We start from the raw sequence: 23,776 nt of genomic DNA, 5'->3' as shown, positions 1-23,776 counted from the left end.
CCGCGCGACCCTGTTAGCCCTTGGCGTTGGCTACGATCAGCATGAAAGCGGGGATATCGTCGCCGAAACCGACCGGAGTCGGGCCGTCATCGTGGTCGCGGTAACGGTTGCGGCGTTCACGATTGTCGTCATTGGCAGCGGGGAAGGGACGATTGTTGTTACGAGAACCGTTGTGGGACTTGTTGTTGTTCTCAGACTTGCGCTCGTTTCTCACGCTCTCGGCCTTTGCTGGTGCTGCTTCGATCACTTCAACGACGACATTATCTTCGACGTCGATATCAGATTTATGACTCGAGGCACTCCGGCCTCTGGGGCTGCGATCACGTTCGCGGCCTTTGCCTTTCGGCTCGCGGCGGCGAGAAGAACGAGTGTCGTCCCCGCCTTCTTCGGCCGGCGGCAGTGCCGAAAGGTCGCCGTTCAGCCACTGGACATCTTCGCCGATCAACTTTTCGATCGCGTCGATATGCTTGGTGTCGCGCTTGGTCACCAGGGTGAAAGCGGCGCCGGAGCGGCCGGCACGGCCGGTGCGGCCGATACGGTGGACATAATCTTCCGAATGGATCGGTACATCGAAATTGAACACATGGCCGACATCCGGAAGGTCGAGACCGCGTGCCGCGACGTCGGAAGCCACGAGAAGCTGGATCTGGCCGTCACGGAAGTTCTGCAACATCGTCGTGCGCGAGCGCTGGTCCATGTCGCCATGCAATGCGCCGACCGAGAAACCGTGGCGTTGGAGCGAACGGAAGAGGTCGGCCACATCTACCTTGCGATTGCAGAAGATGATGGCGTTCTTCAGGTCGGTCTGGGCGCGGATGAGATCGCGCAGAGCGGCACGCTTCTCGTAATCCTTGCCATGCGAGGCGACGAAGCGCTGTGTGACGGTCTTGGCCGTTGAGGCCGGCGCCGAGACTTCGACACGTTCCGGGTTCTGCAGGAAGCGGTCGGCCAACTTCTGGATTTCCGCCGGCATGGTGGCCGAGAAGAACAGGGTCTGGCGGGTAAAGGGAATGAGCTTGGCGATGCGCTCGATATCCGGAATGAAGCCCATGTCGAGCATGCGGTCGGCTTCGTCGATGACGAAGATCTCGACAGCGCTCATCAGCAGCTTGCCACGCTCGAAATGATCGAGCAGGCGGCCAGGTGTGCAGATCAGCACATCGGCGCCGCGCTCCAGCTTCCGGTCTTGTTCTTCGAAGGACACGCCGCCGATCAGCAGGGCGATGTTCAGCCGGTGATTCTTGCCGTACTTCTCGAAATTCTCGGCAACCTGCGCAGCGAGTTCGCGCGTCGGTTCGAGGATCAGCGTGCGCGGCATGCGAGCGCGGGCGCGGCCCTTTTCAAGCAGGGTCAGCATCGGCAGTACGAAGGAGGCGGTCTTGCCGGTGCCCGTCTGGGCGATGCCGCAGATGTCGCGGCGCTGCAGCGCAAAGGGAATGGCGCCGGCCTGGATCGGAGTCGGCGTGGTGTAGCCCGCGTCTGTTACAGCGGATAGGACTTTTTGGCTCAAGCCAAGGTCAGCAAATGTTGTCAAAGGGAAAACTATTTCCGTTCCGGTTCGGTCGAACACTCATGAGTCGACACGTTCTAGCGTGCCGCAATGCTGCGCGACATAGAACCAAATACCCGCGAAGTCAAGGAAAGCGGGCGCTTCGAAAAGCTTGGAGCCCATTCATAACGCAATTTTTAGATTAGCGCCATCTTTGTTGCTCGTTTGTCACAATTCTCGCGCCGAAATTGCCCCGATCCCATTGATATAACTTGCCAGCTTCATGCCGGCATTGATGAAATACATCGGGTCGATCGGGTGGCCATTTTCGCGGACTTCGTAATGCAGATGTGTACCGGTCGAACGTCCGGTGCTGCCGGCCAGACCGACGGCGTCGCCGGCCTTCACCGTATCGCCGGCCTTGACCAGCAATTCTTCCATATGACCGTAGCGCGTCGAGATGCCATCGCCGTGGTCGATCTCGACCATGTTGCCGTAACCGCCGGTCCAGCCGGCGGAAACGACCTTGCCTGGCGCCGTTGCCCTGACCCTCTCGCCCGGGCTGAAATGAAAATCGGTGCCGGTATGCAGCGCCAGCTTGCCGAAGAAAGGATCCTTGCGATTGCCGAAAGGACTGGTGATCAGCTTGCCCGGCGCGGGATTGCGGAATGGCAGGCTCTCGGCCGCGCCACGCACCGTCTCCAGACGCGTAAGCGCCGTATCGAGATCGGTCATGGATTGTTCGAACTGATCGACATTTTCAGGCGCGACATAGGGGCCGCCAACGCCTTCGTCGTCATTGCTGTCCTTGCTGGCGACGCTCGCCGTCACGGTAGGAACCTTGATGCCGACATTCTGCATGATCGACTGGATGTTGTCGGCGGTATCGGCGGCACCGGTTGTCAGGCGCTGAACGCGAGTCAATTGATCCTGCTCGATATGCTTCAGCGACAGCGTCACCCTGGAGAAGACGCGGTCGGCGCGGTCGGCGACTGTCTCGGGGGCGGGAACATAGGCGAGGGTGGAATTGTCGGGTGTGGCATCGGCGGGCTTGCCGCTCGATAGAAGCGTCTCGATTGCTTTCAGGCCGCCGGTCAATTCCGCATGATCACCCTTGTCTCCCCGACTACCGGTGGTCGCCGCATTGGCACCCTTATCCATCAGCCCGGAATTCTCGGCGCGGTCGAGCAGCGCATCGAGCTTGCCGTGGCGCGAGGACAGCGCCTGCTGCTGCTGCATCAGCTTGTCGACTTTTTTCTCCACGACCTGCTGGTCGAGAAGCTGGCGCGAGGTGACCCGGTCGACCTGGGCGCGCAGCGCAGCGATGCGATCCTCATAGTCATATTGCATCCGCGCCTGCCGGGCCATGGTTGCGCCGATCAGGTCGTCGCGCAGCACGAGATAGGAGGTCGCCAGGAGATAGCCGATCGAAAAGATGCCGATGAGACAGACGGAGAGTGCTGCCATCCATGGACGGACGGTCATGTGACGCACCGTGTCGCCGCTTGCCACGATGATGGTGTGACACTGTTTCTGTTTACCGAAAACCCGGTTTTGAGGCTTCGTTGTCACCGAGAATCTCCCAATCGACGCATTCTCGCATCCATTGTGGAAGTAGACGGATTTATGGTTAATGATTGCTTTATGCTGCACTACTAGAAAATTGAAAAGCTCTTGTATTTTGGTATGTTATGCATTGCTTGTGGATGTAAGCGAGCGATAGAATGACGGCGTCAAGCCAGCTTCGGCGCGGGCGATGTCATTGAACGGCGCCTTCAGCGAACCACGGAAATTGGAGCGCACCAGCTCCTGGAATGTGCGGGCTGGATCCCGCTTTTCCCGGGCGCAGAGGAAACGAAACCATTTGGCGCCGACGGCCACATGGCCTTTCTCGTCATTGTAGATGACATCGAGCACGGCGGCACTTTCCATATCGCCGGTTTCCCGCATCTTTGCCTGCAGCGCCGGCGTCACGTCGAGACCTCGCGCCTCGAGAATGAGCGGGACGACGGCGAGGCGAGCAGTCAGATCGGTGCGGGTCGCGTGCGCGGCCTGCCACAGGCCGTCATGGGCCGGCAGATCGCCATAGTCGGCGCCGAGATCGCGCAGGCGGGCGCGCACCATCTTGAAATGCTTGGCCTCCTCGAAGGCGACCTGCATCCAGCCATCGAAAAAGGAATTGGGCACCGGGCCGGTCGCAAAGCGCGCGACAATATCGAGCGCCAGGTCGACCGCATTCAGCTCGATATGGGCGATGGCATGCAGCAGCGCGATACGGCCTTGCAGCGTGTGCAGCGAACGCTTTTTCATGTGTTTCGGTGGCACCAGTTCCGGCTTCTCCGGTCGACCGGGACGATCAGCGAGCGGCGGATCGAGCGGCGAGCGCAGCGACAGGGTGCGTGCGAACCAGCGGGTAGCCGTCTCCTGAGCAAGCGTCGTCTTGCGGTCGAGATCGGTCGCACGGATGGCGGCGATGGCGCCGCCGCGCAGCGAGGTGATTGTCTCGATGTCCGCCGATTCCGACATCGTCATCAAAGTCCCTTCACGGCAGCCAGGACTTCTTCGACGTGGCCGGCCACCTTGACCTTATCCCAGATGCGCGCGATTCGTCCGTCTGCCCCAATCAGGAAGGTCGAACGGACGACGCCCATATAGGTCCGGCCATACATGCTCTTCTCTCGCCAGACGCCATAAGCCTCGGCGGCAGTCTTTTCTTCATCGGCGGCAAGGGGAACGGACAGGTCGTATTTTTTCACGAACTTGTCATGGCTCTTGACCGAATCCGGCGACATGCCGAGGATCAAAGCGCCGGCCTTTTTGAAGTCCGCCGCAAGCGCGGTGAAAGCGATCGATTCGGCGGTGCAGGCGGACGTATTGTCCTTGGGATAAAAGAAGATCACCAACGGTTTGCCGGCAAAGTCTGCGAGGCTTATGCGGCCACCGCCATCGCGCGGAAGGTCGAAATCCGGGGCTTTGTCGCCGATTGCTAATTCAACCGCTGGGATTTTGGACACGGGAAAACCTTTCTTTTGCCGGTATTTTAGATGACACTGGGCATCAGCCATATATACTGTAGCGGTATGCCGTCCACATCGGACGCAGCGTCACCAACAAAATTGCGAAGAATGAAAGGGACGCACGGGAGTGATCCGAGGCGAAAAGATTATATTCCGCAAGAAGGATCTCGTCTCACTCGACCACTTGCCTTCCGCTCAGGTCGACGATCCCATGATCGTGCATGTGCCGGAGCCTGCCCGCCGGAACCGTTCGCATGTCTGGCACGTCTGCCGCATCACTCTTGTCTTCATCACCTTCCTTCTCCTGATCGGTGGTGCGCTTGTCGCCACCATCGAGAGCGGTATCTTCGACCAGCCTCTGTCGCAGAAGGCGCAGTCGGCACTCGATGAGGCGATCGGGCCGCGCTACAAGGCGGAGGTTGGCTCGACCGTCGTCCGGTTCACGCCGAGCCTGCGGCTGGCGCTCGAGGCCCACGACGTCAATGTGGTCGACCAGGAAAGCGGCAAGCATCTATCGACCATGTCTTCGGTCAGCATGGAACTGGATCCCCTGGCGCTTGTCGAAGGCCGCGTCGCGGTCGCCAATGTTTCGGCTGAAGGCATCGCGCTCGATACCTCGTTGTTGCCGCAAGGCGATCCCGTCGATCTGACGACTCTACGTGTCGACGCTTTGCCGCAGGCACTGAATTCAGCCTTCGACAATCTGGATTTCCTGGAGCGCTTCGTTCAGCGCGGCGGTACGAACTCGGTGCGTATTTCCGGCTTTGCCGTCAAGCTTGCGCGGCACGAAGGGGAGCCGATCTCGCTCGTGGTGGATAATCTCACCTTCGAACGCAGCGGGCCGACAGCGTTGCATCTCTATGGAGAGGTTGCCATCAATGGCTCCCTGGCGACGCTGGATGTGGTCGCCGATCAGCAGGAGACCGGCCATAGCTCTTCGCTGACGGCGAAACTCGCCAATGTCGACCTGAAGCCGTTGACCATGGCCTATGACCAGAACGGCACGCCGCGCCAGGGCATCATGAGCCTTGCCGGCATGACGGTCACCGCGGTGCGCGGCGGCGAGGGTGTCGATCCGAAGCTCAGCGCCTCCATCGATGTCCAGCCCGGCACGCTATACATGGACCGCGACAAGCAGGACCTGACGCAGGCCAATATCAACCTTGCCTATGACTTCACGCGCCAGAAGCTTGAGATCGTGCAGTCGAAGGCGCAGTTCGTCGGCACCATCGTACCCTTCTCCGGCGCTCTCATCGATCTCGACCGCATCGATGCCAATGCCGACAAGGGCTTCGGCATCGACTTCCTGATTCGCGGGGGCACTGCGGCCTCCTCGATTTCCGGCGAGCAGCCTGTCAGCTTCGACGGGCAGGCGACGGGACGCTTCCTGGCGGCGACCAAGGAACTTCAATTCGAGAATATCGGCATTTCGACACCGCTCGGCGCACTGTTCGGCTCGCTGCATATGAAGCTCGGCGACAGCTCGCCGGAAATCAGCTTCGGCGGCCGCGCCGACAAGCTGGATACCACCGCGATCAAGCAGCTCTGGCCGTTCTGGATGGCGTCCAAGCCGCGCGTCTGGGTGGAGAGTAATCTCTTCGGCGGCACTGTGACCAACGCGGTCATCTCGGTTTTCATCCCCGCCGGACGGCTGAGGGAGGCTGCGCAGACCGGCAAGTTGCAGCTTGGAACGGATGAGCTGCACATCGCCTTCGATATCGACAACACCCGTCTCGATGTGCCCGGTGAAATCCCGCCGCTACGCGATACCAAGGCGCATTTCGACCTGACGGGTCCGACGATGAGCGTCGATATTGCGAGCGCGACCTCCTATTTTTCCAGCGGCCGGTCGGTGACGCTGAGCGGCAGCAATTTCTCGATCCCGTCAGCCTATGACAAGCCGCTGATGGCGGAGCTTAATCTCGCAATATCCGGCACCGGCGATGCGATCGGCGAGCTGCTGACCTATAAGCCGCTGGAAGTACTGCAGAGAACCGAATTCAAGCCGGAGAACTTCAACGGCAAGATCGTCGCCAATGTCGAGGCGACCATCGGCCTGCTCAGCGATCAGAAGCCGCCGCCGCCCGTTTGGAAGGCGAACCTGCAGCTTAGCAATGTCGACGTGCTGAAGCCGATGAACAATCGTAAGGTCACCAATCTTACGGGTGATATCGACGCCGATCCTCAAGCCGTGCATCTGAATGCTCAGGCCCAGATCGATGGCATTCCCGCACAGATCGATATGGTTGAGCCCACGGACAGCAAATCGCCGGCCAAACGCAGCCGCGTGATTACGGCCACGCTCACGGACGCGCAACGCAATTCCGTCATACCGGGCCTCAACGACATCGTAGACGGCCCCGTCAAGCTGGAACTCACGCGCATCGATGAGGATCGCCAGGCCGTCAAGATCGATCTCGGCAAGGCGGCCCTGACGGTGCCGTGGATCGGTTGGTCGAAGGGCAGCGGTATTCCGGCCACCGCCCAGTTCGAGGCCTCCGGACCGGACAGCCAGACGGCGCTGAAGAATTTCGTCCTCAAGGGCGACGGTTTTGGCGTCAGTGGCGATCTCGTCGTCAGCAAGGGCGGCCTGACATCAGCCAATTTCAGCAGCGTCAAACTCTCGGCGCTCGATGACTTCGCCCTGTCGGTCAAGCACGGCAAGAGCGGTGCCTATGACATATCGGTTTCCGGCAACTCGGCGGACCTGCGGCCGGTTCTCGCGCGGCTGAAGGCATCGTCGAGCGGAGGAAATGGTGGCAGCGCAGACGATTCATCCAGCGCGACGGTCCGCGCCAATATCGACAAGGTCATCGGTTTCAACGACGAATCGATCCGCAATCTCAAGGGTGTCTATTCCGTTTCCGGTGGACACATTGTAGCGGCGGATTTTTCCGGGCTCACCGATAGCGGCGAAGCCGTGGTCAGCCAGATGAGCAAGGGCGGTGGCAGCGGCACCATTCGTATCACCAGCGGCGATGCCGGCGCGGTGGCGCGCTTTGCCGACCTCTACAAGCACCTGAAGGGTGGCCTTCTCAACCTGTCGCTGCGCTCCACCGGCCCTGATGCATGGGACGGTTCGTTGGATATCCGCAGCTTCGCCATCATCGATGAAAAGAAGCTCTCGACCATCGTTTCCACGCCGAGCGGCAAGAATGGGAAGAGCCTGAATTCAGCCGTCAAGCAGAACATCGACACGCGTTCGCAGAGTTTCGATCGCGGTTTCGCGCGGCTGGTGTTCCGTAATGGTGCGCTTGCGGTGGAAAACGGCGTCGTGCGCGGCACACAGGTGGGCGCAACCTTTCAAGGAACGGTCAAGGACGCCAAGGGCAACATGGACCTGACCGGCACCTTCATGCCCGCCTACGGTCTCAACCGGCTGTTCGCGGAAGTCCCGATCGTCGGCTTCATCCTCGGCAACGGCAGCGACCGCGGCCTGATCGGCATTACCTTCCGGGTGACCGGCACGATCGAAAAATCGAGCATGCAGATCAACCCGCTATCGATCATCGCGCCGGGTGTTTTCAGGCAGATCTTTGAGTTTTGAGGAAATAAGCGACGAGCCGGGAGCCGGAATGGCATGAACCAGAACATTGCCCATATTGCCATCGTCGTTCGAGACTATGACAATGCAATCGACTTCTATGTGAACAAGCTCGGGTTCGTCCTGGTTGAGGACAGCTATCAGCCAGAGCAGGACAAGCGCTGGGTTGTCGTCAAGCCAAGGGGCGATGGCGCGGCCTCGCTGCTGCTTGCGCGTGCCTCCTCATCCCATCAGGAGAGTTATATTGGTGACCAGGCTGGGGGACGGGTGTTCCTGTTTCTCCAGACCGATGATTTCTGGCGCGACTATGCCGTCTACCTCGAAAAAGGGATCGAATTCACGCGGGAGCCGAAGCAGGCGGATTATGGGATTGTCGCTGTTTTCAAGGATCTTTACGGCAATCTGTGGGATCTGGTGCAGTTCACCAATGGACGGTCGTAAGCTCCGATTTCTATGGAGATAAAATGAAAATGGCCGGTGCGATGCACCGGCCATTTTCATTCGTTTGATGTCTGCCCGCTCAAGCAGCCGGGCGCACCAGGATGTGCTTCTTCTTGCCGAGCGACAGCTTGATGACGCCATCGGCGGTGATTTCGCCGCTGCCGATCAGCTTGCGTTCGTCGCTGATGGGCTGGTCGTTGATACGTACGGCTCCGCCCTGGACATGACGGCGCGCTTCACCGTTCGATGCGGCGAGGCCAGCGCGGACGATCAGCGACAGCAGGCCGATGCCGGCGTCGAGTTCGGAAGCGGGGACATCGACCGACGGCAGGTTCTCGGAAAGGCCGCCTTCCTCGAAAGTCTTGCGCGCGGTCTCGGCGGCAAGCTCCGCAGCCTCGCGACCGTGCAGGATGGCGGTGACTTCCGTCGCCAGGATCTTCTTCACTTCATTGAGTTCCGAGCCGGCAAGCGCGGAGAGGCGAGCAATCTCGTCCATCGGCAGCGTGGTGTAGAGCTTCAGGAAGCGGGAAACGTCCGCATCCTCGGTGTTGCGCCAGTACTGCCAGAAGTCATAGGCCGAGAGTAGGTCGGCATTCAGCCAGACCGCGCCGGAGGCAGACTTGCCCATCTTGGCACCCGAGGAGGTGGTCAGCAGCGGCGAGGTCAGCGCGTAGAGCTGCTTTGTCCCCATGCGGTGACCAAGGTCTATGCCGTTGACGATGTTGCCCCACTGGTCCGAACCGCCGATTTGCAGGCGGCAATCGTAACGCTTGGCCAACTCGACGAAATCGTAGGCTTGCAGGATCATGTAGTTGAATTCGAGGAAGGACAGCGACTGCTCGCGATCCAGGCGCGTCTTGACGCTGTCGAAGGACAGCATGCGGTTGACCGAGAAATGCCGGCCGACGTCGCGCAGAAATTCGAGGTAATTCAGCGAGCGCAGCCATTCGGCGTTGTTGATCATCAACGCGTCCTTCGGGCCATCGCCATAGGTGAGGTAGCTGGAAAAAACGCGCTTGATCGAGGCGATGTTGCTTTCGATCGTGTCCACGGTCATCAGCTGGCGCGCCTCATCCTTGAAGGAGGGGTCGCCGACCATGCCGGTGCCGCCGCCCATCAGCGAGACGGCACGGTGACCGGTCGCCTGCAGCCAGTGCAGCATCATGATCTGCATCAGCGAGCCAACATGCAGGCTCGGTGCCGTGGGATCGAAGCCGATATAGGCGGTCACGGTTTCCTTGGCGAAAAGGTCGTCGAGCCCGGCTTCATCGGAAATCTGGTGGATGAAGCCGCGCTCTTGCAGGGTGCGCAGGAAATCGGATTTGAACTCAGCCATGATCTTGGTCTCTCGGGCGCCGCATCTCTATGTCGTGCGGCGAAATCGCTGTTGTTGAACTATCGCGGCGCGTTTAGCACTGATTTCGCGGCGCGTCACCATTTGGTTGGACGGCGCATCGGAAGTTTCAGCAAAACCGAGAAGACGATCGATCTGCTCTGCCGGTCGCAGCATCTCGGCGCGAATAGGACGCCAGATCGCCGCGAAGGGGCCGAAAATGCGCCCAGCATTCGCCGAAATTACATCCAATAGTCGTCTCACCATTGATCCCGCGTGCACCACATGTTTCACGAAAGAAACCGGTATGTCACCTTTGTTTTCGGTAATGGGATTGTCGTCCATAAGGGCGATCTGGGCATGGCTTGCCATGGTCCTGGTATTGACTGGTCTTGCTGTTGCGGGTCCGGCCGAAGCACAAAACTCCATGGAAAAGCGAATAGCGCTCGTCATCGGCAATTCGGCCTACAAGGCCGGCGCATTGCCGACGCCGGCGAATGATGCGGGTCTGATTGCGCAGACGCTGCAGGCCGCCGGCTTCGACGTGATTGGCGCGCGCGACCTGAACCAGGACGGGCTGCGCGATGCGCTGCGCGACTTTCTCGCCAAGGCGAATGCTTCCGGCCCCGATACGATCGCTTTCGTCTATCTGGCCGGCTATGGGCTTCAATATCAGGGCGACAACTATTTCGTGCCGGTCGACGCACAGATCGCCAATGCCACCGACGTTCCGGTCGAAGCCATCCGGGTTAGCGATTTCACCAGGTCGCTGGCGGCGATCAGGAACAGAGGCAGTATCGTTGTCCTAGATGCCGCGCGCGCCAATCCATTCGCGCAATCCAATCAGCCACTTGCGGGCGGCCTGGCGCTTGTCGATGCCGATGCCAATCAGCTGATCGCGTTCAATGCCGCGCCCGGCACAGTGGCGCCGCCGGAGGCGGGGCCTTATGGTGCCTATGCACATGCCTTGGCGGAAATGATGCGCGTCGGCGGCCTTCCGCTCGGCGACGTGTTCGACCGTACGCGGCTGCGGGTCGGCGACCTCAGCAAGGGCGCGCAGATATCATGGGATGCCTCGAAGTTTGGCGGAGCATTCACATTCCTCGATCGTGGCCCCGATGCACCCGCAGTCCAGGCTTCCAGCTACAATAGCGCCACCATGCGCACGAAGGCGATCCGCGATTTCGATGAGAGAGACGCCTATTTCGCCGCGCTCGACCGCGACACCCTGGCGGGCTACGAAGACTTCCTTGCCGCCTATCCGGATGATCCGATGGCAAGGCGCGTTCGCGCCATCATCGCCGCCCGTCGCGAGGCGATCACATGGCGCGAGACCTGGGGTGCGGATACGCCGGAAGCCTATTGGTCCTATCTGAGGCGCTATCCGCGCGGCCCGCATGTGTGGGACGCCCGTCGCCGCCTGGAACATTTCGAGGCAGCGCTTGAGCCGCCGCCGTCGTTTACGGTGATCGAATATGACGTGCCTCCGCCGCCGCCGCCGGAGATCGTCTATGTCGATCGGCCTATCCTCTATTTCGATGATGCCGATTTCGGTTATGCCCCACCGCCGCCGGTCGTTTTCCTGGCGCCGCCGCCTCCGGATTTCGTCGTGCTGGCGCCGCCACAGCCGTCGATCGATCTCTATGTCCTGCCGGCACCGGTTTTCGTTCCGGTTCCTCAATGGGTGCTCCCGCCGCGCGACATAGCGCCGCCTGAGAACAACGTCATTTTCAACAATATCCACAATACGGTCGTCAACAACACGGTCATCAATAACAACACGACCGTCAATCAGAGCACGGCTGCTCCCGCAGCACCGGGCCTGACGACGGCGCAGAAATTGACCGGCGCCGCTGTTGTCGCCGGCGCGAGTGCCGCGGCACTGCATGTCGCTTTGCCACCCTCGGTGCAGAAGCACGCCGCAATCATTCAGAAGCAAAGTCCGGCCGCCGCGACGAAGGTTCCGGCAGTTAGCCCGGTACCCGCAGGACAGCCGCAGAACACACATGCGCTTCCCGGCACGAAGGGCCAGCCATTGCCGCTTGTCGGCAACACGCAGGTGACGCCCAAACAGATTCAAGCAAAGAAGCCCCAATCTTCGCAGCCTGTTGCCAATAGCGTGCAGAATCCGGTGTCGACGGCAAAGCCAGCGGCTCATGCTCAAGCAGCGCCAGCGGCTGCTATTGGCGCACCCGCAAAGCCGAAGGTCGTCGCTGTCGCGCCGCCGCGCCATGCGGCTCCCAGGCCAGCTCCACAGGCCAAACCTGCGCCCCAGATGGCACGACAGGCGCCTGCGCCGCATGTAGCAGCGCCAGCGAGAGCGCCGGCTGCCAAACCTCAGGCTCAGCCAAAGCCTCAACCGCAGCCCAAGATTGTGCAGCAGGCTAAACGGCCACCACTGGCACATCCGCCGCAAAAGCCGCCGGTGAAGAAATGTGGAGCGCCCGGCCTGCCCGCATGTCATTGAGTGATGTCACCGTATAAGCGACATCGGGACGGATGGCTGCCAGGGATTACCCATTGGCGGCTTCCGTTTGCCGCGACGATGATATCGGCGTATCGCTATTGTTGAGCCGTCGCCGCGGGTTTAACACTGATCTGTCGGCTCCTCCTGTCAGGTACGAGCCGAATAATTCAGCGGGATCGGAAAGACATCGGCTGATGAGCGACACAATCATATTGGAAACACCTCGTCTCGTTCTGACGATGTGGCACAAGGGCGATGCAGCGCTGATTCAGCGGTTGCATTCGACCATCGATACGACCCGCTATCTCTCGGGCGCCGCGCCGTGGACGCTGGAGAAGGCCGAGGAGCGGCTGAAGAGCTGGTTCGACGAGCAGGCTCGCGACGGTGTGACCAAATACAAGATGCTCAGGCACGACGACGGTCGCTTTATCGGCCGGGCAGGCTTCTCGCGTTTCCAGGGAGAGCGTGGTCGCGGTGAATTCGAACTCGGCTATTCGCTGAGCCGGGAGGCCTGGGGTAATGGCTATGCGACAGAAATCGCGGGCGCCTTGGCGGAGTGGTTCTTCAAGCGCGGTATTGCGAAGCGGTTCATCGCCTTCACTCACCCGGAAAACGCCGCCTCGCAGCGGGTTCTGCGTAAAATCGGAATGCAAGAAAGCCCGCCGATGGTGATCGACGGGCTCGCGTGTCCAACTTTTGGGATGTCGCGGTAAGAGGCGAGCCTCTTACCTGATCCGCTTGGCTGCCGGTTCCGGCACCAGTTCGCCGTTCAGGCGACGATCGAGGTAGTCCTCGCATTCGCCCATGAGCGTGTCGACCTGGCCATTGAAGAAGTGATTGGCGCCGGAGACGAGCTTGTGGGTGATGAGAATGCCCTTCTGCGTCTTAAGCTTCTCGACGAGACCGTTGACGTCCTTTTCCGGGGCAACCTTGTCGGCATCGCCGTTGATGATCAGGCCGGAGGACGGGCAGGGCGCCAGGAACGAGAAGTCGTAGATGTTCGGCTGCGGCGCGATCGACATGAAGCCTTCGATCTCGGGGCGGCGCATCAGCAACTGCATGCCGATCCAGGCGCCGAAGGAATAGCCGGCAACCCAACAGCTTTTCGAATCGGGATGCAGGCTCTGCACCCAGTCGAGCGCCGAAGCGGCATCCGACAATTCACCGGCGCCATGGTCGAATTCGCCCTGGCTACGGCCGATGCTGCGGAAGTTGAAGCGAAGCGTGGTGAAGCCGCGCTTCTGGAACATATAGAAAAGCTGGTAGACGACCTGATTGTTCATCGTCCCGCCGAACTGCGGATGGGGGTGCAGGATGATCGCGATCGGGGCGCTCTTTTCCTTGGAGGGTTGATAGCGGCCTTCAAGGCGGCCTGCGGGGCCGTTGAAAATAACTTCGGGCATCGATACTCCGGCTCTTCTTTTTCTGCGTTCAAACCAGGTGGGACGCAGCAAGTTGACTTGACGAATGCGCTCATCTTTTCTAGAACGCAGTTTAGAACAATTCGAAACTTGGTACGGTCTTCCACGCGTTGCTTGTTCAACGGTTTGTGGAACGTGTCATAAGGCATGCCCGGTCGAAATTTCAAGGAAAATGAACCGGGCGGCGCAACAAGGCTTCGTCAGGCAGGAAGAAGATTATGGCCGCACCGCGCCTTTATCTCGACTGGAATGCCACCGCTCCGCTCCACCCGGCGGCGCGCGATGCTATGTTGCATGCCTTGGATCTATATGGAAACCCTAATTCCGTGCATGGCGAGGGCAGGGCAACGCGGGCGGCGATCGAGGCCGCGCGTCGGCAGGTTGCAAGCCTGACGGGTGCCGAGCCGGCGCATGTCGTCTTCACCAGCGGCGCGACCGAAGCCGCCAACATGGTGCTGACGCCGGAATTTCGCATGGGCCGCACGCCGCTTGCGATCGGCCGCCTCTATATCTCGGCGATCGAACATCCGGCCGTGCGCGAAGGCGGGCGGTTTGCGAAGGACAAGATCAGCGAGATTCCGGTGACGCCGGAAGGGACGGTCGATCTGGCCGCGCTGGAGACGATGCTTGCCGCGCATGACAAGGCTGATGGCTTGCCGATGGTGGCGATCATGCTTGCCAACAACGAGACCGGCATTCTTCAGCCCGTGTCCGACGCGGCAAAGATCGTGCAGGCGTTCGGCGGTGTGTTTGTTGTCGATGCGGTTCAGGCCGCGGGCCGGGTTCCGCTGGATATCAATGTGATCGGCGCGGATTTCCTCATCGTCTCGTCGCATAAAATCGGCGGGCCGAAAGGGGTAGGCGCATTGATCTCTCGCGGCGAAGTGCTGATGCCGAAGCCGTTGATCCATGGCGGGGGCCAAGAAAAGGGCCATCGCTCGGGCACGGAAAACGCGCTTGGTGTCATCGGCTTTGGTGCGGCCGCGACAGCGGCGATCGCCGAGCTCAATAGCCGCAATGCGGGTGTGGCAAAGCTCCGTGACCGGCTGGAGGCGGGCATGAAGCTTGCCGCGCCCGATGTCATCATTCATGGCGAAGGCGGTGCGCGGGTGCCGAATACCAGCTTCTTCACCCTGCCGGGGCTGAAGTCCGAAACCGGGCAGATCGCCTTCGATCTCGAAGGTGTGGCGATTTCGGCAGGCTCGGCCTGTTCGTCCGGCAAAGTTGGCGAAAGCCATGTGCTGTCGGCGATGGGCTGCGATCCGAAGCTCGGGGCGTTGCGCATTTCGCTCGGATTTACGACGACCGAAGAGGATGTCGAGCGCGCGATTGCCGCCTTCGCCAGAATTGCCGGACGACGCAAACCTGCGGGCGCTGCGGCCTGACGACTTACAATTTTGCGGAAACATAAATTTCCGCTTGCCAAGTGGGCTGAAAAGTCCCTTTTGGCCGACTACATAGAGGGTAGGCGAAAGTCTACTGAAACGTTGACAAGCTGCCGGACCTTGGATCCGGCGAGATTGGAGAACGACATGGCTGCCGTCCAAGAAACAATCGATCAGGTTCGTCTGATCGACGTGGACCAGTACAAGTATGGTTTTGAGACCATCATCGAAATGGACAAGGCTCCGAAAGGCCTGTCCGAGGATATTGTTCGCTTTATTTCCGCCAAGAAGCAGGAACCGGAGTGGATGCTCGAATGGCGTCTGGAGGCTTACCGCCGCTGGCTGACGCTGGAAGAGCCCACCTGGGCGCGAGTCGACTATCCGAAGATCGACTTCAACGACATTTATTATTACGCCGCGCCGAAGACCACGCCCGGTCCGACCTCGCTTGACGAAGTCGATCCGGAACTCTTGAAGGTCTATGAAAAGCTCGGCATTCCCTTGCGTGAGCAGGAAATTCTCGCCGGTGTCGAGCGCCCAAAGATTGCCGTCGATGCGGTGTTCGATTCGGTCTCGGTGGTCACCACCTTCAAGGAAGAGCTGAAGAAGGCCGGCGTGATCTTCATGTCGATCTCGGAAGCTGTCCGCGAACATCCCGATCTCGTGCGCAAATATCTTGGCACCGTCGTTCCGACGACTGACAATTATTATGCGACGCTGAATTCGGCCGTGTTCACCGATGGTTCCTTCGTCTTCGTGCCGAAGGGTGTTCGGTGCCCGATGGAGCTGTCCACTTACTTCCGTATCAACGAGAAGAACACCGGCCAGTTCGAGCGCACGCTGATCATCGCCGAAGAGGGAGCCTATGTTTCCTATCTCGAAGGCTGCACGGCGCCGCAGCGCGACGAAAACCAGCTGCATGCGGCGGTGGTCGAGCTGGTTGCCTTGGATGACGCCGAGATCAAGTACTCGACGGTTCAGAACTGGTATCCGGGCGACAAGAACGGCAAGGGCGGCATCTACAACTTCGTCACCAAGCGTGGCGATTGCCGTGGCCATCGCTCGAAGATCTCCTGGACGCAGGTCGAGACCGGTTCTGCGATCACCTGGAAGTATCCGTCCTGCATCCTGCGCGGCGACGACAGCCGCGGCGAGTTCTACTCGATCGCCGTTTCCAACGGCCATCAGCAGGTCGACAGCGGCACCAAGATGATCCATCTCGGCAAGAACACGTCGAGCCGCATCGTGTCGAAGGGCATCGCTGCCGGCGTCTCGCAGAACACCTATCGCGGCCAGGTCTCGGCTCACCGCAAGGCGTCCAACGCGCGTAACTTCACGCAATGCGACTCGCTGTTGATCGGCGACAAGTGCGGCGCGCATACCGTGCCTTACATCGAGGCGAAGAACTCGACGGCGCAGTTCGAGCATGAAGCCACGACGTCGAAGATTTCCGAGGATCAGCTGTTCTACTGCCTGCAGCGCGGCATCCCAACCGAAGCGGCGATCGCACTGATCGTCAACGGCTTCGTCAAGGAAGTCCTGCAGGAACTGCCGATGGAATTTGCCGTCGAAGCGCAGAAGCTGATCGGCATCTCGCTGGAAGGCAGCGTGGGGTGATGGCCGCAGTAGAGACAGTCACACTCTTCCGCCCAGTTGGATTGGAGGAGTTGAAGCTGATCGAAGAGAGCGGCTGGAAAGCCTTCCCGCCACGACTTCCGGATCAGCCGATTTTCTATCCTGTGACGAACGAAGGTTACGCAGCTCAGATTGCAAGAGACTGGAATACCAAGGTCGGATCACAGCGCGGTTACGTAACACGTTTTGATGTAAATGCCGCTTATGTATCGCGTTTTGAACGCAAGATCGTTGGTGGACGAGAACATGAAGAGCTTTGGGTGCCAGCGGAAGAACTCGACGAATTCAATCGCAATATCATAGGCGCGATTGTTGTAACGCAGAGCTTCATGCCGGCAGACGACCGCTAAACCTATAGAGACAAGCACCGTTGGTTCGATAACCAATCGCCAAGGGTGGGATGAAGGAAACGAATATGCTTGAAATCAAGAACCTGCATGCCCGTATCGCCGAAGACGGCACTGAGATCATCCGTGGTCTGAACCTGACGGTGAAGGCCGGCGAAGTTGCTGCCATCATGGGGCCGAACGGCTCCGGCAAGTCGACGCTCTCCTATATCCTTGCCGGCCGTGACGACTACGAAGTGACCGAAGGCGATATCCTCTATAACGGCGAGAGCATTCTCGAACTCGACGCTGCCGAGCGCGCCGCCAAGGGTATCTTCCTGGCGTTCCAGTATCCGGTCGAAATCCCGGGCGTTGCCACCATGCAGTTCCTGAAGGTGGCGATGAACGAGCAGCGCAAGGCGCGCGGCGAGGCTGAATTGACGACGCCGGACTTCATGCGTCGCGTCAAGGAAGCCGCTGGCAAGCTGCAGATCAACACCGAGATGCTGAAGCGTCCGCTGAACGTCGGTTTCTCCGGCGGTGAGAAGAAGCGCGCCGAGATCCTGCAGATGGCGCTCCTGGAGCCGCAGCTTTGCGTCCTCGACGAAACCGACTCCGGTCTCGACATCGACGCGCTGAAGATCGTCGCCGACGGCGTCAACGCTCTGCGTTCGCCCGACCGCGCCGTGATTGTCATCACCCACTATCAGCGCCTGCTCGACTACATCGTTCCGGACACCGTTCACGTCCTCTACAAGGGCCAGGTGATCAAGTCCGGCGACAAGACGCTGGCGCATGAACTCGAAGCCAACGGCTATGCCGACATCATTGGGGCTGCGGCCTGATCGGGGCGGAAAGGATACGTCGATGAACGTTCAGACGACGACCCGCCTGACTGCCGCGGAAACCGCGTTGATCGAGGCTTACAACAACCAGCTGGGCGACTTGCCGGGTGACGGCGAAGTCTTCGCCGTCCGCGACCGCTTGCTGGATGATCTCAAGACCGCCGGCCTGCCGACACGGCGCTTCGAGGCTTGGCACTATACCGATTTCAAAAACCTGCTGCGCACGGTTCCGACCGATCTCGGCACTGGCAGTGTCGAGCCGCTGCCGCCGACGGCTGCCGGTTCGGCCGTTCTTTCGGTTCTGCAGGGCCACGCGGCCGGCAAGACTTCGGTGGACGGCCTGGTTGTCAGCCGTTATGTCGATAGTCTGACGGACGGCACGGCCGCTGCCGGCCTGGAAGCGCTCGGCAAGGACGACGCTATCGGCCGCATCAATGCCAGCTTCGTTCGCGATGGCTATGTCATTGATTTTCCCGACGGCACCGAACTCGATGCACCGCTGGAAATCCAGTTCATCCATGCCGGCGGGCAGATTCACAGCCGTCTGCCTGTTACGTTCGGCGCAGGTGCCAAGGCAACCGTGATCGAGCGTCACGAGGGTGTTCCGGGTGCTGCGGCGCTGGTGTCCTCGATCAGTGACATCACGGTCGGTAAGGGCGCCGAAGTGACCTGGATCATCCTGCAGGAGCAGGGTTCCGAGGACACGCATCTCGGTCAGATCCGTGTGGATCTCGGCGCGGACGCCAAGCTGAAGCTGTTCGTCATCAATGCCGGCGGCAAGCTGGTACGCCAGGAACTGCATATCAAGGTTTCGGGCGAGGGCGCAGAGCTCTCGCTGCGCGGCGTCAATCTGCTCGGCGGCGATACGCATACCGATGTGACGATGGTGCTTGGCCATGACGTGCCGCACACCAGCTCGACGGAAATCGTCCGCAACGTGGTGTTCGACCGCGCTCGCGGCGTCTTCCAGGGCATGATCCGGGTCGCTCCGGATGCGCAGAAGACCGACGCCAAAATGGCCTGCAACACGCTGCTGATGTCCGACGATGCAGAGTTCTCCGTCAAGCCGGAGCTCGAAATCTTCGCTGACGACGTGCAGTGCGGCCATGGCGCCACCGTCGCCGATATCGACAGCAACCATCTCTACTACCTGATGGCGCGCGGCATTCCGAGGAACAAGGCTCGCGCCATGCTGGTCAATGCCTTCGTCGCCGAAATTGTCGAAGAGCTGGAAGACGAGGCACTGGTCGAGGCGCTGGAAGGCGTTATCTTTGCCTGGCTCGAAAAGCACGCCTGATTGATTGGAGCAATGCTCGTGGACAAGATCGTACCAGCCACCGCCTATGACGTTGAAGCGATCCGCCGGGATTTTCCGATCCTGTCGACGACCGTTCACGGCAAGCCGCTGGTCTATCTCGACAACGGCGCATCGGCGCAGAAGCCGCAGGTCGTGATCGACGCCATATCGCATGCCTATTCGAGCGAATATGCCAATGTGCACCGTGGCCTGCACTTTCTCTCCAATGCCGCCACCGAGGCCTATGAAGCTGCGCGCGAAAAGGTGCGCCGCTTCCTGAATGCGCCCTCGGTGGACAATATCGTCTTCACCAAGAACTCGACCGAGGCGATTAATACGGTTGCCTATGGCTGGGGCATGCCCAAGATCGGCGAGGGCGACGAGATCGTCATCTCGATCCTGGAGCATCACTCCAATATCGTGCCCTGGCATTTCATCCGCGAGCGGCAGGGCGCCAAGCTGGTCTGGGTGCCGGTCGATGACGAGGGCGCGTTCCACATCGAGGATTTCGAAAAGAGCCTGACGGAACGCACCAAGCTCGTCGCCATCACCCATATGTCGAACGCTTTCGGCACCGTCGTTCCGGTGAAGGAAATCTGCCGCATCGCCCATGAGCGCGGCATTCCGGTGCTCATCGACGGTTCGCAGGGTGCCGTGCATATGCCCGTCGATGTGCAGGATATCGACTGCGACTGGTATGTCATGACCGGCCACAAGCTCTACGGTCCCTCGGGGATCGGCGTGCTCTATGGCAAGAAGGACAGGCTTGCCGAGATGCGGCCCTTCCAGGGTGGCGGCGAGATGATCTTCGATGTCACCGAGGAGAACGTGACATACAACGAGCCGCCACATCGTTTCGAGGCCGGCACGCCGCCGATCGTGCAGGCGATCGGGCTCGGCTATGCGCTCGATTATATGGAGAGTGTTGGTCGTGAGGCGATTGCCCGGCACGAAGCCGATCTTTCGGCTTATGCGGCGGAACGGCTGAGCGACATCAACTCGCTGCGGGTTTTCGGCACGGCGCCCGGCAAAGGTGGTATATTCTCCTTCGAACTCGCCGGCATTCACGCTCATGACGTGTCGATGGTGATCGATCGTCAGGGAGTTGCGGTGCGTGCGGGCACGCATTGCGCCCAGCCGCTCTTGAAACGCTTCGGCGTCACCTCCACATGCCGAGCATCGTTCGGCATGTACAATACCCGAGCCGAGGTAGACGCCTTGGCCGATGCGCTGGAATATGCGCGCAAATTCTTTGCCTAAGGAGGCACGCGATGTCACTCGACGAAAGCGAACAGAAGATCGACGTGCGCGAAGGCATCGTGCATTCGAGCATTCCCGAGGATGAGCTGGCGCGTCTCAGCGATGACGTCATCAGCGCGTTGAAAACGGTCTATGATCCTGAAATTCCAGCCGACATTTTCGAACTCGGCCTGATCTACAAGATCGACATCGAAGACGACCGCATGGTGAAGATCGTCATGACGCTGACAGCCCCCGGCTGCCCCGTCGCTGGCGAGATGCCGGGCTGGGTCGAAAACGCCGTTGGTGCCGTGGAAGGTGTATCGGGCGTCGAGGTCAGCATGACCTTCGACCCGCCATGGTCGGCCGACCGCATGTCGGAAGAAGCGCAGGTGGCGATCGGCTGGTATTGAAGCTTTAAGCCGCTCGCTTTACATTATGACTCGAAGCACCGGATCTTGACCCCGGTTGTGGAAGGAGAATAGGCCCATGGGCTTTGCTGTAATGACCATGACCGAGACCGCCGCAGCGCGCGTCAAGGCGATCGTCGAGAACTCTGGCCCCGATGCCAAGGGCGTTCGCGTCGGCATCAAGAAGGGCGGCTGCGCCGGGATGGAATATACCATCGATCTGGTGACCGAGCCGAATGCCAGGGATGACCTGATCGAGCATGATGGTGCCAAGGTCTGGGTCGAGCCGTCGGCCGTGCTTTATCTGCTCGGCACCCAAATGGGTTTCGAGACCACGACGCTGCGCTCCGGCTTTACCTTCACCAACCCCAACCAGACATCGGCCTGCGGCTGCGGCGAATCCGTCGAGCTGAAGCCGGCGGATCTTGCTGCCCTGGCGGCACAGCGTCAGGCGGCGCCTGCGGCTTAAAGGGTCGTTCGACCCGAAACTGCGAAAATGGCCGACTTCAAGAACGGATTTGAAGTCTGGATTTCTGCTATCTATAGTAGTTCCGGATCAGCTATTTTACGTCTACGAGAGTAGAATGATTACACGGCGCTCTATTTTGATCATGTCGCTTGGTACGATATTGTCCGGCGGCAGCCGTGCGCAGGATCTTGTTCTTGCTGATGCCGATTTCCCCGTGCCTCTCGCCTTCAAGGTCGCTCCTCTGACGGGCGGCTCGGATACGGAAGCCCTTGCCCTGATGGCTAGCTATGGCGAGCGTGACAGCGAAACGAAATTCGTCATCGAAATTCAGGCGCCGGATGAAAAAGAAGGCAGCGGTCCGATAAGCTTCTCGCGCGGCGCATTTCGCCACGTTCCTGGCTCTCGCCCGACGCGATTCTTCGAACAACTGGCTAAAGCCTTGACGGCAAATGCCCCCAGCCTTTCAAACGCAAAGCTGGAAACGCTGCCGTTCGGCATAGCATTTCTCGGAGCAGCGACGGCCCGGCTTCCCGGCGGTGGCTTCGGCGGCGGAAAGGGCGACTGGTACGCCACCAAGCTTTTCCTCGATCAAGACGAAGCCGAGGTTTTCTTTAACTTCAATCTAGTGTCTGGTGAAGCGGAGTTCAGCATCAAGGACGAGGACTATGGCAACACGGTTCTTTCCGAATTGTCCAAGGTGATTTGGTAATTGCCGGCTTCTCCGCCGCGTCGTTGGCTAACCGGCGCAGCTGGATAAAGTCGACAAGGCGAGCAATGGGGGACTGTATGGCGGCTTCGGCTTGGGTATACACATTGATCCCGGCGGCTGCGGCCATCGTCGGCTCTGTGGTTGCGGTGAATACGCGGCCCGGTCCTAATCTTATCAGCGCGATCCAGCATTTTGCTGCCGGGGTGGTGTTCGCTGCCGCTGCCGGCGAAATCCTGCCGGACGTTATGCATCGTGGCAATCCCTTGGCGACGGTGATCGGCGGTGCGATTGGCGTCGCCGTCATGCTGCTGGTCAAACAATTGGAAAATTGGGCCAAAGGACCGGTCGGTCTCCTGGCGGCTATCGGCATCGATATCCTGATCGACGGCCTCGTGCTCGGCATTGGGTTTGCCGCCGGCCCGAAGGTCGGCTTGCTGCTGACGATCGCCCTGACGATCGAGGTGCTGTTCCTTGGATTGACCGTCGCCACCGAGCTTGGCGAGAGCGTCCGCTCCCGTACGAGGATAGTCGCAATCACAGCGGCGCTTACGCTTCTGCTGCCGATCGGCGCTTTGCTCGGGACGCCGGTTGCATTGCTTCCCGGCCCCATCTTGACCGGATTCTTCTCGTTCGGCCTGATTGCACTTCTCTACCTCGTCACCGAGGAACTGCTGATCGAAGCCCATGAAACACCCGATCGTCCGTGGGTGACGGCAATGTTCTTCGCGGGATTTCTGGTGCTTCTCGTTCTTGAAGAAGCGATCGGCTAACGGTGCGCGAGGCTAGGGCATTGCGAATTCTCAATGGGCAGCCGGCACCGGTGTCAGCTTGAGGCCGAGCGCCTTGACGACTTTCAGGATCGTCGCGAATTCCGGATTTCCTTCGCCGCTGAGGGCGCGGTAGAGCGCCGAGCGGTTCATGCCAACATCCTTGGCCAGTTTGCTCATGTTTCGCGTGCGGGCCACGTCACCCAATGCCCTGGCGATCGATGCTGGATCGTCCGTCGCAAAAGCGGCTGCGATATAGCCGTCCGGATTGTCCGTGCCGAAGGGAGTCTCCCGATTCATTTTAGATGCCTTTCCGTATAAGCCAGTCGCGAATGAGTCCGGCTTCGCTTTGATGTAAGCCATGGCCCGTGGGCAGCACATGCATGCTGATATCTGCGTGGCAGTTCTCGAATTGTCGTTTGACCAGCAACGCATCGCCCGGTTCGCGGCGTTGGTCGTGTTCGCCCGCCGTCATCAGGATCGGCAGGCCGGTCATCAATGGGAGGTTTGTCTCGGGAGCGGGAGACAAGGGACGCATCAGAATGGCGCCTGACGCGAGGTCCGGTCGTGTGCGCAGGACCGATGCGGCCATGATGGCGCCATTGGAAAAGCCCAGGAGGATCGGTGGCTGTTTCAATGCGCCTCGTTCGATCGTTTCCCTAATGAACCGACAGAGCAAGTTCGTCTGTTCGGCAAGATCATCATAGTCGAGGCTGCGATCTGGATTACGGCGGAAAAAGGCAAAGCCGTCTTCCCATTTCACGCCGCCACGCAGCGACATGTAGGGCCGTTGCGGTGCGATGTCTGCTGCAAAGGGAATGAGATCGATCTCACTTCCGCCGCTGCCATGTAGCAGCAGAAGCGGCGGAGAAGAGAACTCTTCCCGCTCGATGATGAAATGAAACTCCGGCCGTTCCGGCATAAGTCTGACTTCCAGGCCCCGTCATAGCGTTCAAGAAAACGCCGCGCATCCGATCGGACA

Annotated in this window: 23 protein-coding genes; 14 read left to right on the top strand and 9 right to left on the bottom strand. The window is 60.0% G+C overall.

The genetic code is table 11. The features are described 5' to 3' along the window. Positions 1-13: 13 nt before the first annotated feature. The 4 genes from AC1RO0_RS01865 to AC1RO0_RS01850 form a co-directional block, all read right to left on the bottom strand. The gene (locus AC1RO0_RS01865; RefSeq protein WP_498591278.1) at positions 14-1,534 is read right to left on the bottom strand and encodes a DEAD/DEAH box helicase; all 1,521 of its coding nucleotides are present in this window, start codon (positions 1,532-1,534) and stop codon (positions 14-16) included. A gap of 183 nt (positions 1,535-1,717) precedes the next feature. Then, entirely contained in the window at positions 1,718-3,061 is a 1,344-nt protein-coding gene (locus AC1RO0_RS01860) for a peptidoglycan DD-metalloendopeptidase family protein (RefSeq protein WP_498591277.1), read from the bottom strand. Positions 3,062-3,178: 117 nt separating this feature from the next. After that, positions 3,179-4,021, bottom strand: coding sequence for a ferritin-like domain-containing protein (locus AC1RO0_RS01855; protein ID WP_498591276.1), 843 nt, complete (start codon positions 4,019-4,021; stop codon positions 3,179-3,181). Then, positions 4,021-4,503 carry a peroxiredoxin gene (locus tag AC1RO0_RS01850; RefSeq protein ID WP_498591275.1) on the bottom strand — a complete coding sequence of 161 codons (483 nt, stop codon included), beginning with the start codon at positions 4,501-4,503 and terminating at the stop codon, positions 4,021-4,023. The genes AC1RO0_RS01855 and AC1RO0_RS01850 overlap by 1 nt, the downstream gene beginning before the upstream one ends. 130 nt (positions 4,504-4,633) lie before the next feature. Between AC1RO0_RS01850 and AC1RO0_RS01845 the strand changes: the two genes are divergently transcribed. Then, the gene (locus tag AC1RO0_RS01845) at positions 4,634-8,053 is read left to right on the top strand and encodes a YhdP family protein (RefSeq protein ID WP_498591274.1); all 3,420 of its coding nucleotides are present in this window, start codon (positions 4,634-4,636) and stop codon (positions 8,051-8,053) included. Positions 8,054-8,086: 33 nt separating this feature from the next. Beyond that, a complete protein-coding gene (locus AC1RO0_RS01840; RefSeq protein WP_498591272.1) occupies positions 8,087-8,491 on the top strand; it encodes a VOC family protein in 405 nt (134 codons plus the stop codon). Positions 8,492-8,570: 79 nt separating this feature from the next. On the opposite strand, the gene tyrS is transcribed toward AC1RO0_RS01840, so the two are convergent. Next, positions 8,571-9,827 (bottom strand): tyrosine--tRNA ligase, encoded by a 1,257-nt coding sequence (gene tyrS, locus AC1RO0_RS01835; RefSeq protein ID WP_498591271.1) that lies wholly within the window; start codon positions 9,825-9,827, stop codon positions 8,571-8,573. Between the two features lie 27 nt (positions 9,828-9,854). Beyond that, positions 9,855-10,196, bottom strand: a complete 342-nt coding sequence (locus AC1RO0_RS01830; protein WP_498592403.1) for a hypothetical protein — start codon at positions 10,194-10,196, stop codon at positions 9,855-9,857. On the opposite strand from AC1RO0_RS01830, the gene AC1RO0_RS01825 reads away from it, so the two are divergent. Then, positions 10,153-12,291: a caspase family protein gene (locus AC1RO0_RS01825; protein ID WP_498592357.1), complete on the top strand. Its 2,139-nt coding sequence runs from the start codon at positions 10,153-10,155 to the stop codon at positions 12,289-12,291. The two genes, AC1RO0_RS01830 and AC1RO0_RS01825, sit on opposite strands and share 44 nt — an antisense overlap. Before the next feature lie 194 nt (positions 12,292-12,485). Beyond that, a complete protein-coding gene (locus AC1RO0_RS01820; protein WP_498591269.1) occupies positions 12,486-13,004 on the top strand; it encodes a GNAT family N-acetyltransferase in 519 nt (172 codons plus the stop codon). A gap of 12 nt (positions 13,005-13,016) precedes the next feature. On the opposite strand, the gene AC1RO0_RS01815 is transcribed toward AC1RO0_RS01820, so the two are convergent. Next, positions 13,017-13,694 carry an alpha/beta hydrolase gene (locus tag AC1RO0_RS01815; protein ID WP_007696254.1) on the bottom strand — a complete coding sequence of 226 codons (678 nt, stop codon included), beginning with the start codon at positions 13,692-13,694 and terminating at the stop codon, positions 13,017-13,019. Positions 13,695-13,930: 236 nt separating this feature from the next. On the opposite strand from AC1RO0_RS01815, the gene AC1RO0_RS01810 reads away from it, so the two are divergent. The 10 genes from AC1RO0_RS01810 (at position 13,931) to AC1RO0_RS01765 (ending at position 22,797) form a co-directional block, all read left to right on the top strand. Beyond that, positions 13,931-15,097: a cysteine desulfurase family protein gene (locus AC1RO0_RS01810; RefSeq protein WP_498591267.1), complete on the top strand. Its 1,167-nt coding sequence runs from the start codon at positions 13,931-13,933 to the stop codon at positions 15,095-15,097. A gap of 147 nt (positions 15,098-15,244) precedes the next feature. Then, positions 15,245-16,714: a Fe-S cluster assembly protein SufB gene (gene sufB / locus AC1RO0_RS01805; protein WP_498591266.1), complete on the top strand. Its 1,470-nt coding sequence runs from the start codon at positions 15,245-15,247 to the stop codon at positions 16,712-16,714. A gap of 50 nt (positions 16,715-16,764) precedes the next feature. Then, complete coding sequence (locus tag AC1RO0_RS01800; protein ID WP_498591265.1) at positions 16,765-17,082, top strand: hypothetical protein; 318 nt, start codon at positions 16,765-16,767, stop codon at positions 17,080-17,082. A gap of 65 nt (positions 17,083-17,147) precedes the next feature. Continuing rightward, complete coding sequence (sufC, locus tag AC1RO0_RS01795; protein ID WP_371108055.1) at positions 17,148-17,903, top strand: Fe-S cluster assembly ATPase SufC; 756 nt, start codon at positions 17,148-17,150, stop codon at positions 17,901-17,903. 22 nt (positions 17,904-17,925) lie between these two features. Beyond that, entirely contained in the window at positions 17,926-19,200 is a 1,275-nt protein-coding gene (sufD, locus tag AC1RO0_RS01790) for a Fe-S cluster assembly protein SufD (RefSeq protein WP_498591264.1), read from the top strand. 18 nt (positions 19,201-19,218) lie between these two features. Further along, the gene (locus AC1RO0_RS01785; RefSeq protein WP_498591263.1) at positions 19,219-20,460 is read left to right on the top strand and encodes a cysteine desulfurase; all 1,242 of its coding nucleotides are present in this window, start codon (positions 19,219-19,221) and stop codon (positions 20,458-20,460) included. A gap of 11 nt (positions 20,461-20,471) precedes the next feature. Beyond that, complete coding sequence (locus tag AC1RO0_RS01780) at positions 20,472-20,852, top strand: SUF system Fe-S cluster assembly protein (protein WP_498591262.1); 381 nt, start codon at positions 20,472-20,474, stop codon at positions 20,850-20,852. Between the two features lie 76 nt (positions 20,853-20,928). Continuing rightward, a complete protein-coding gene (gene sufA, locus AC1RO0_RS01775) occupies positions 20,929-21,318 on the top strand; it encodes a Fe-S cluster assembly scaffold SufA (RefSeq protein WP_498591260.1) in 390 nt (129 codons plus the stop codon). Positions 21,319-21,478: 160 nt separating this feature from the next. Continuing rightward, the gene (locus tag AC1RO0_RS01770) at positions 21,479-22,027 is read left to right on the top strand and encodes a hypothetical protein (RefSeq protein WP_498591258.1); all 549 of its coding nucleotides are present in this window, start codon (positions 21,479-21,481) and stop codon (positions 22,025-22,027) included. A 77-nt stretch (positions 22,028-22,104) separates the two neighbouring features. Continuing rightward, positions 22,105-22,797, top strand: coding sequence for a ZIP family metal transporter (locus tag AC1RO0_RS01765; protein ID WP_498591256.1), 693 nt, complete (start codon positions 22,105-22,107; stop codon positions 22,795-22,797). 30 nt (positions 22,798-22,827) lie between these two features. Here AC1RO0_RS01765 and AC1RO0_RS01760 read toward each other — a convergent pair whose 3' ends face one another. Continuing rightward, a complete protein-coding gene (locus AC1RO0_RS01760; protein ID WP_498591254.1) occupies positions 22,828-23,094 on the bottom strand; it encodes an addiction module antidote protein in 267 nt (88 codons plus the stop codon). A 1-nt stretch (position 23,095) separates the two neighbouring features. Beyond that, the gene (locus AC1RO0_RS01755; RefSeq protein ID WP_498591252.1) at positions 23,096-23,716 is read right to left on the bottom strand and encodes an alpha/beta hydrolase; all 621 of its coding nucleotides are present in this window, start codon (positions 23,714-23,716) and stop codon (positions 23,096-23,098) included. Positions 23,717-23,776 lie beyond the last annotated feature (60 nt).

This window comes from Rhizobium sp. GW821-FHT14E12, assembly GCF_058803745.1.
This window is presented reverse-complemented; position numbering and strand designations above follow the sequence as displayed.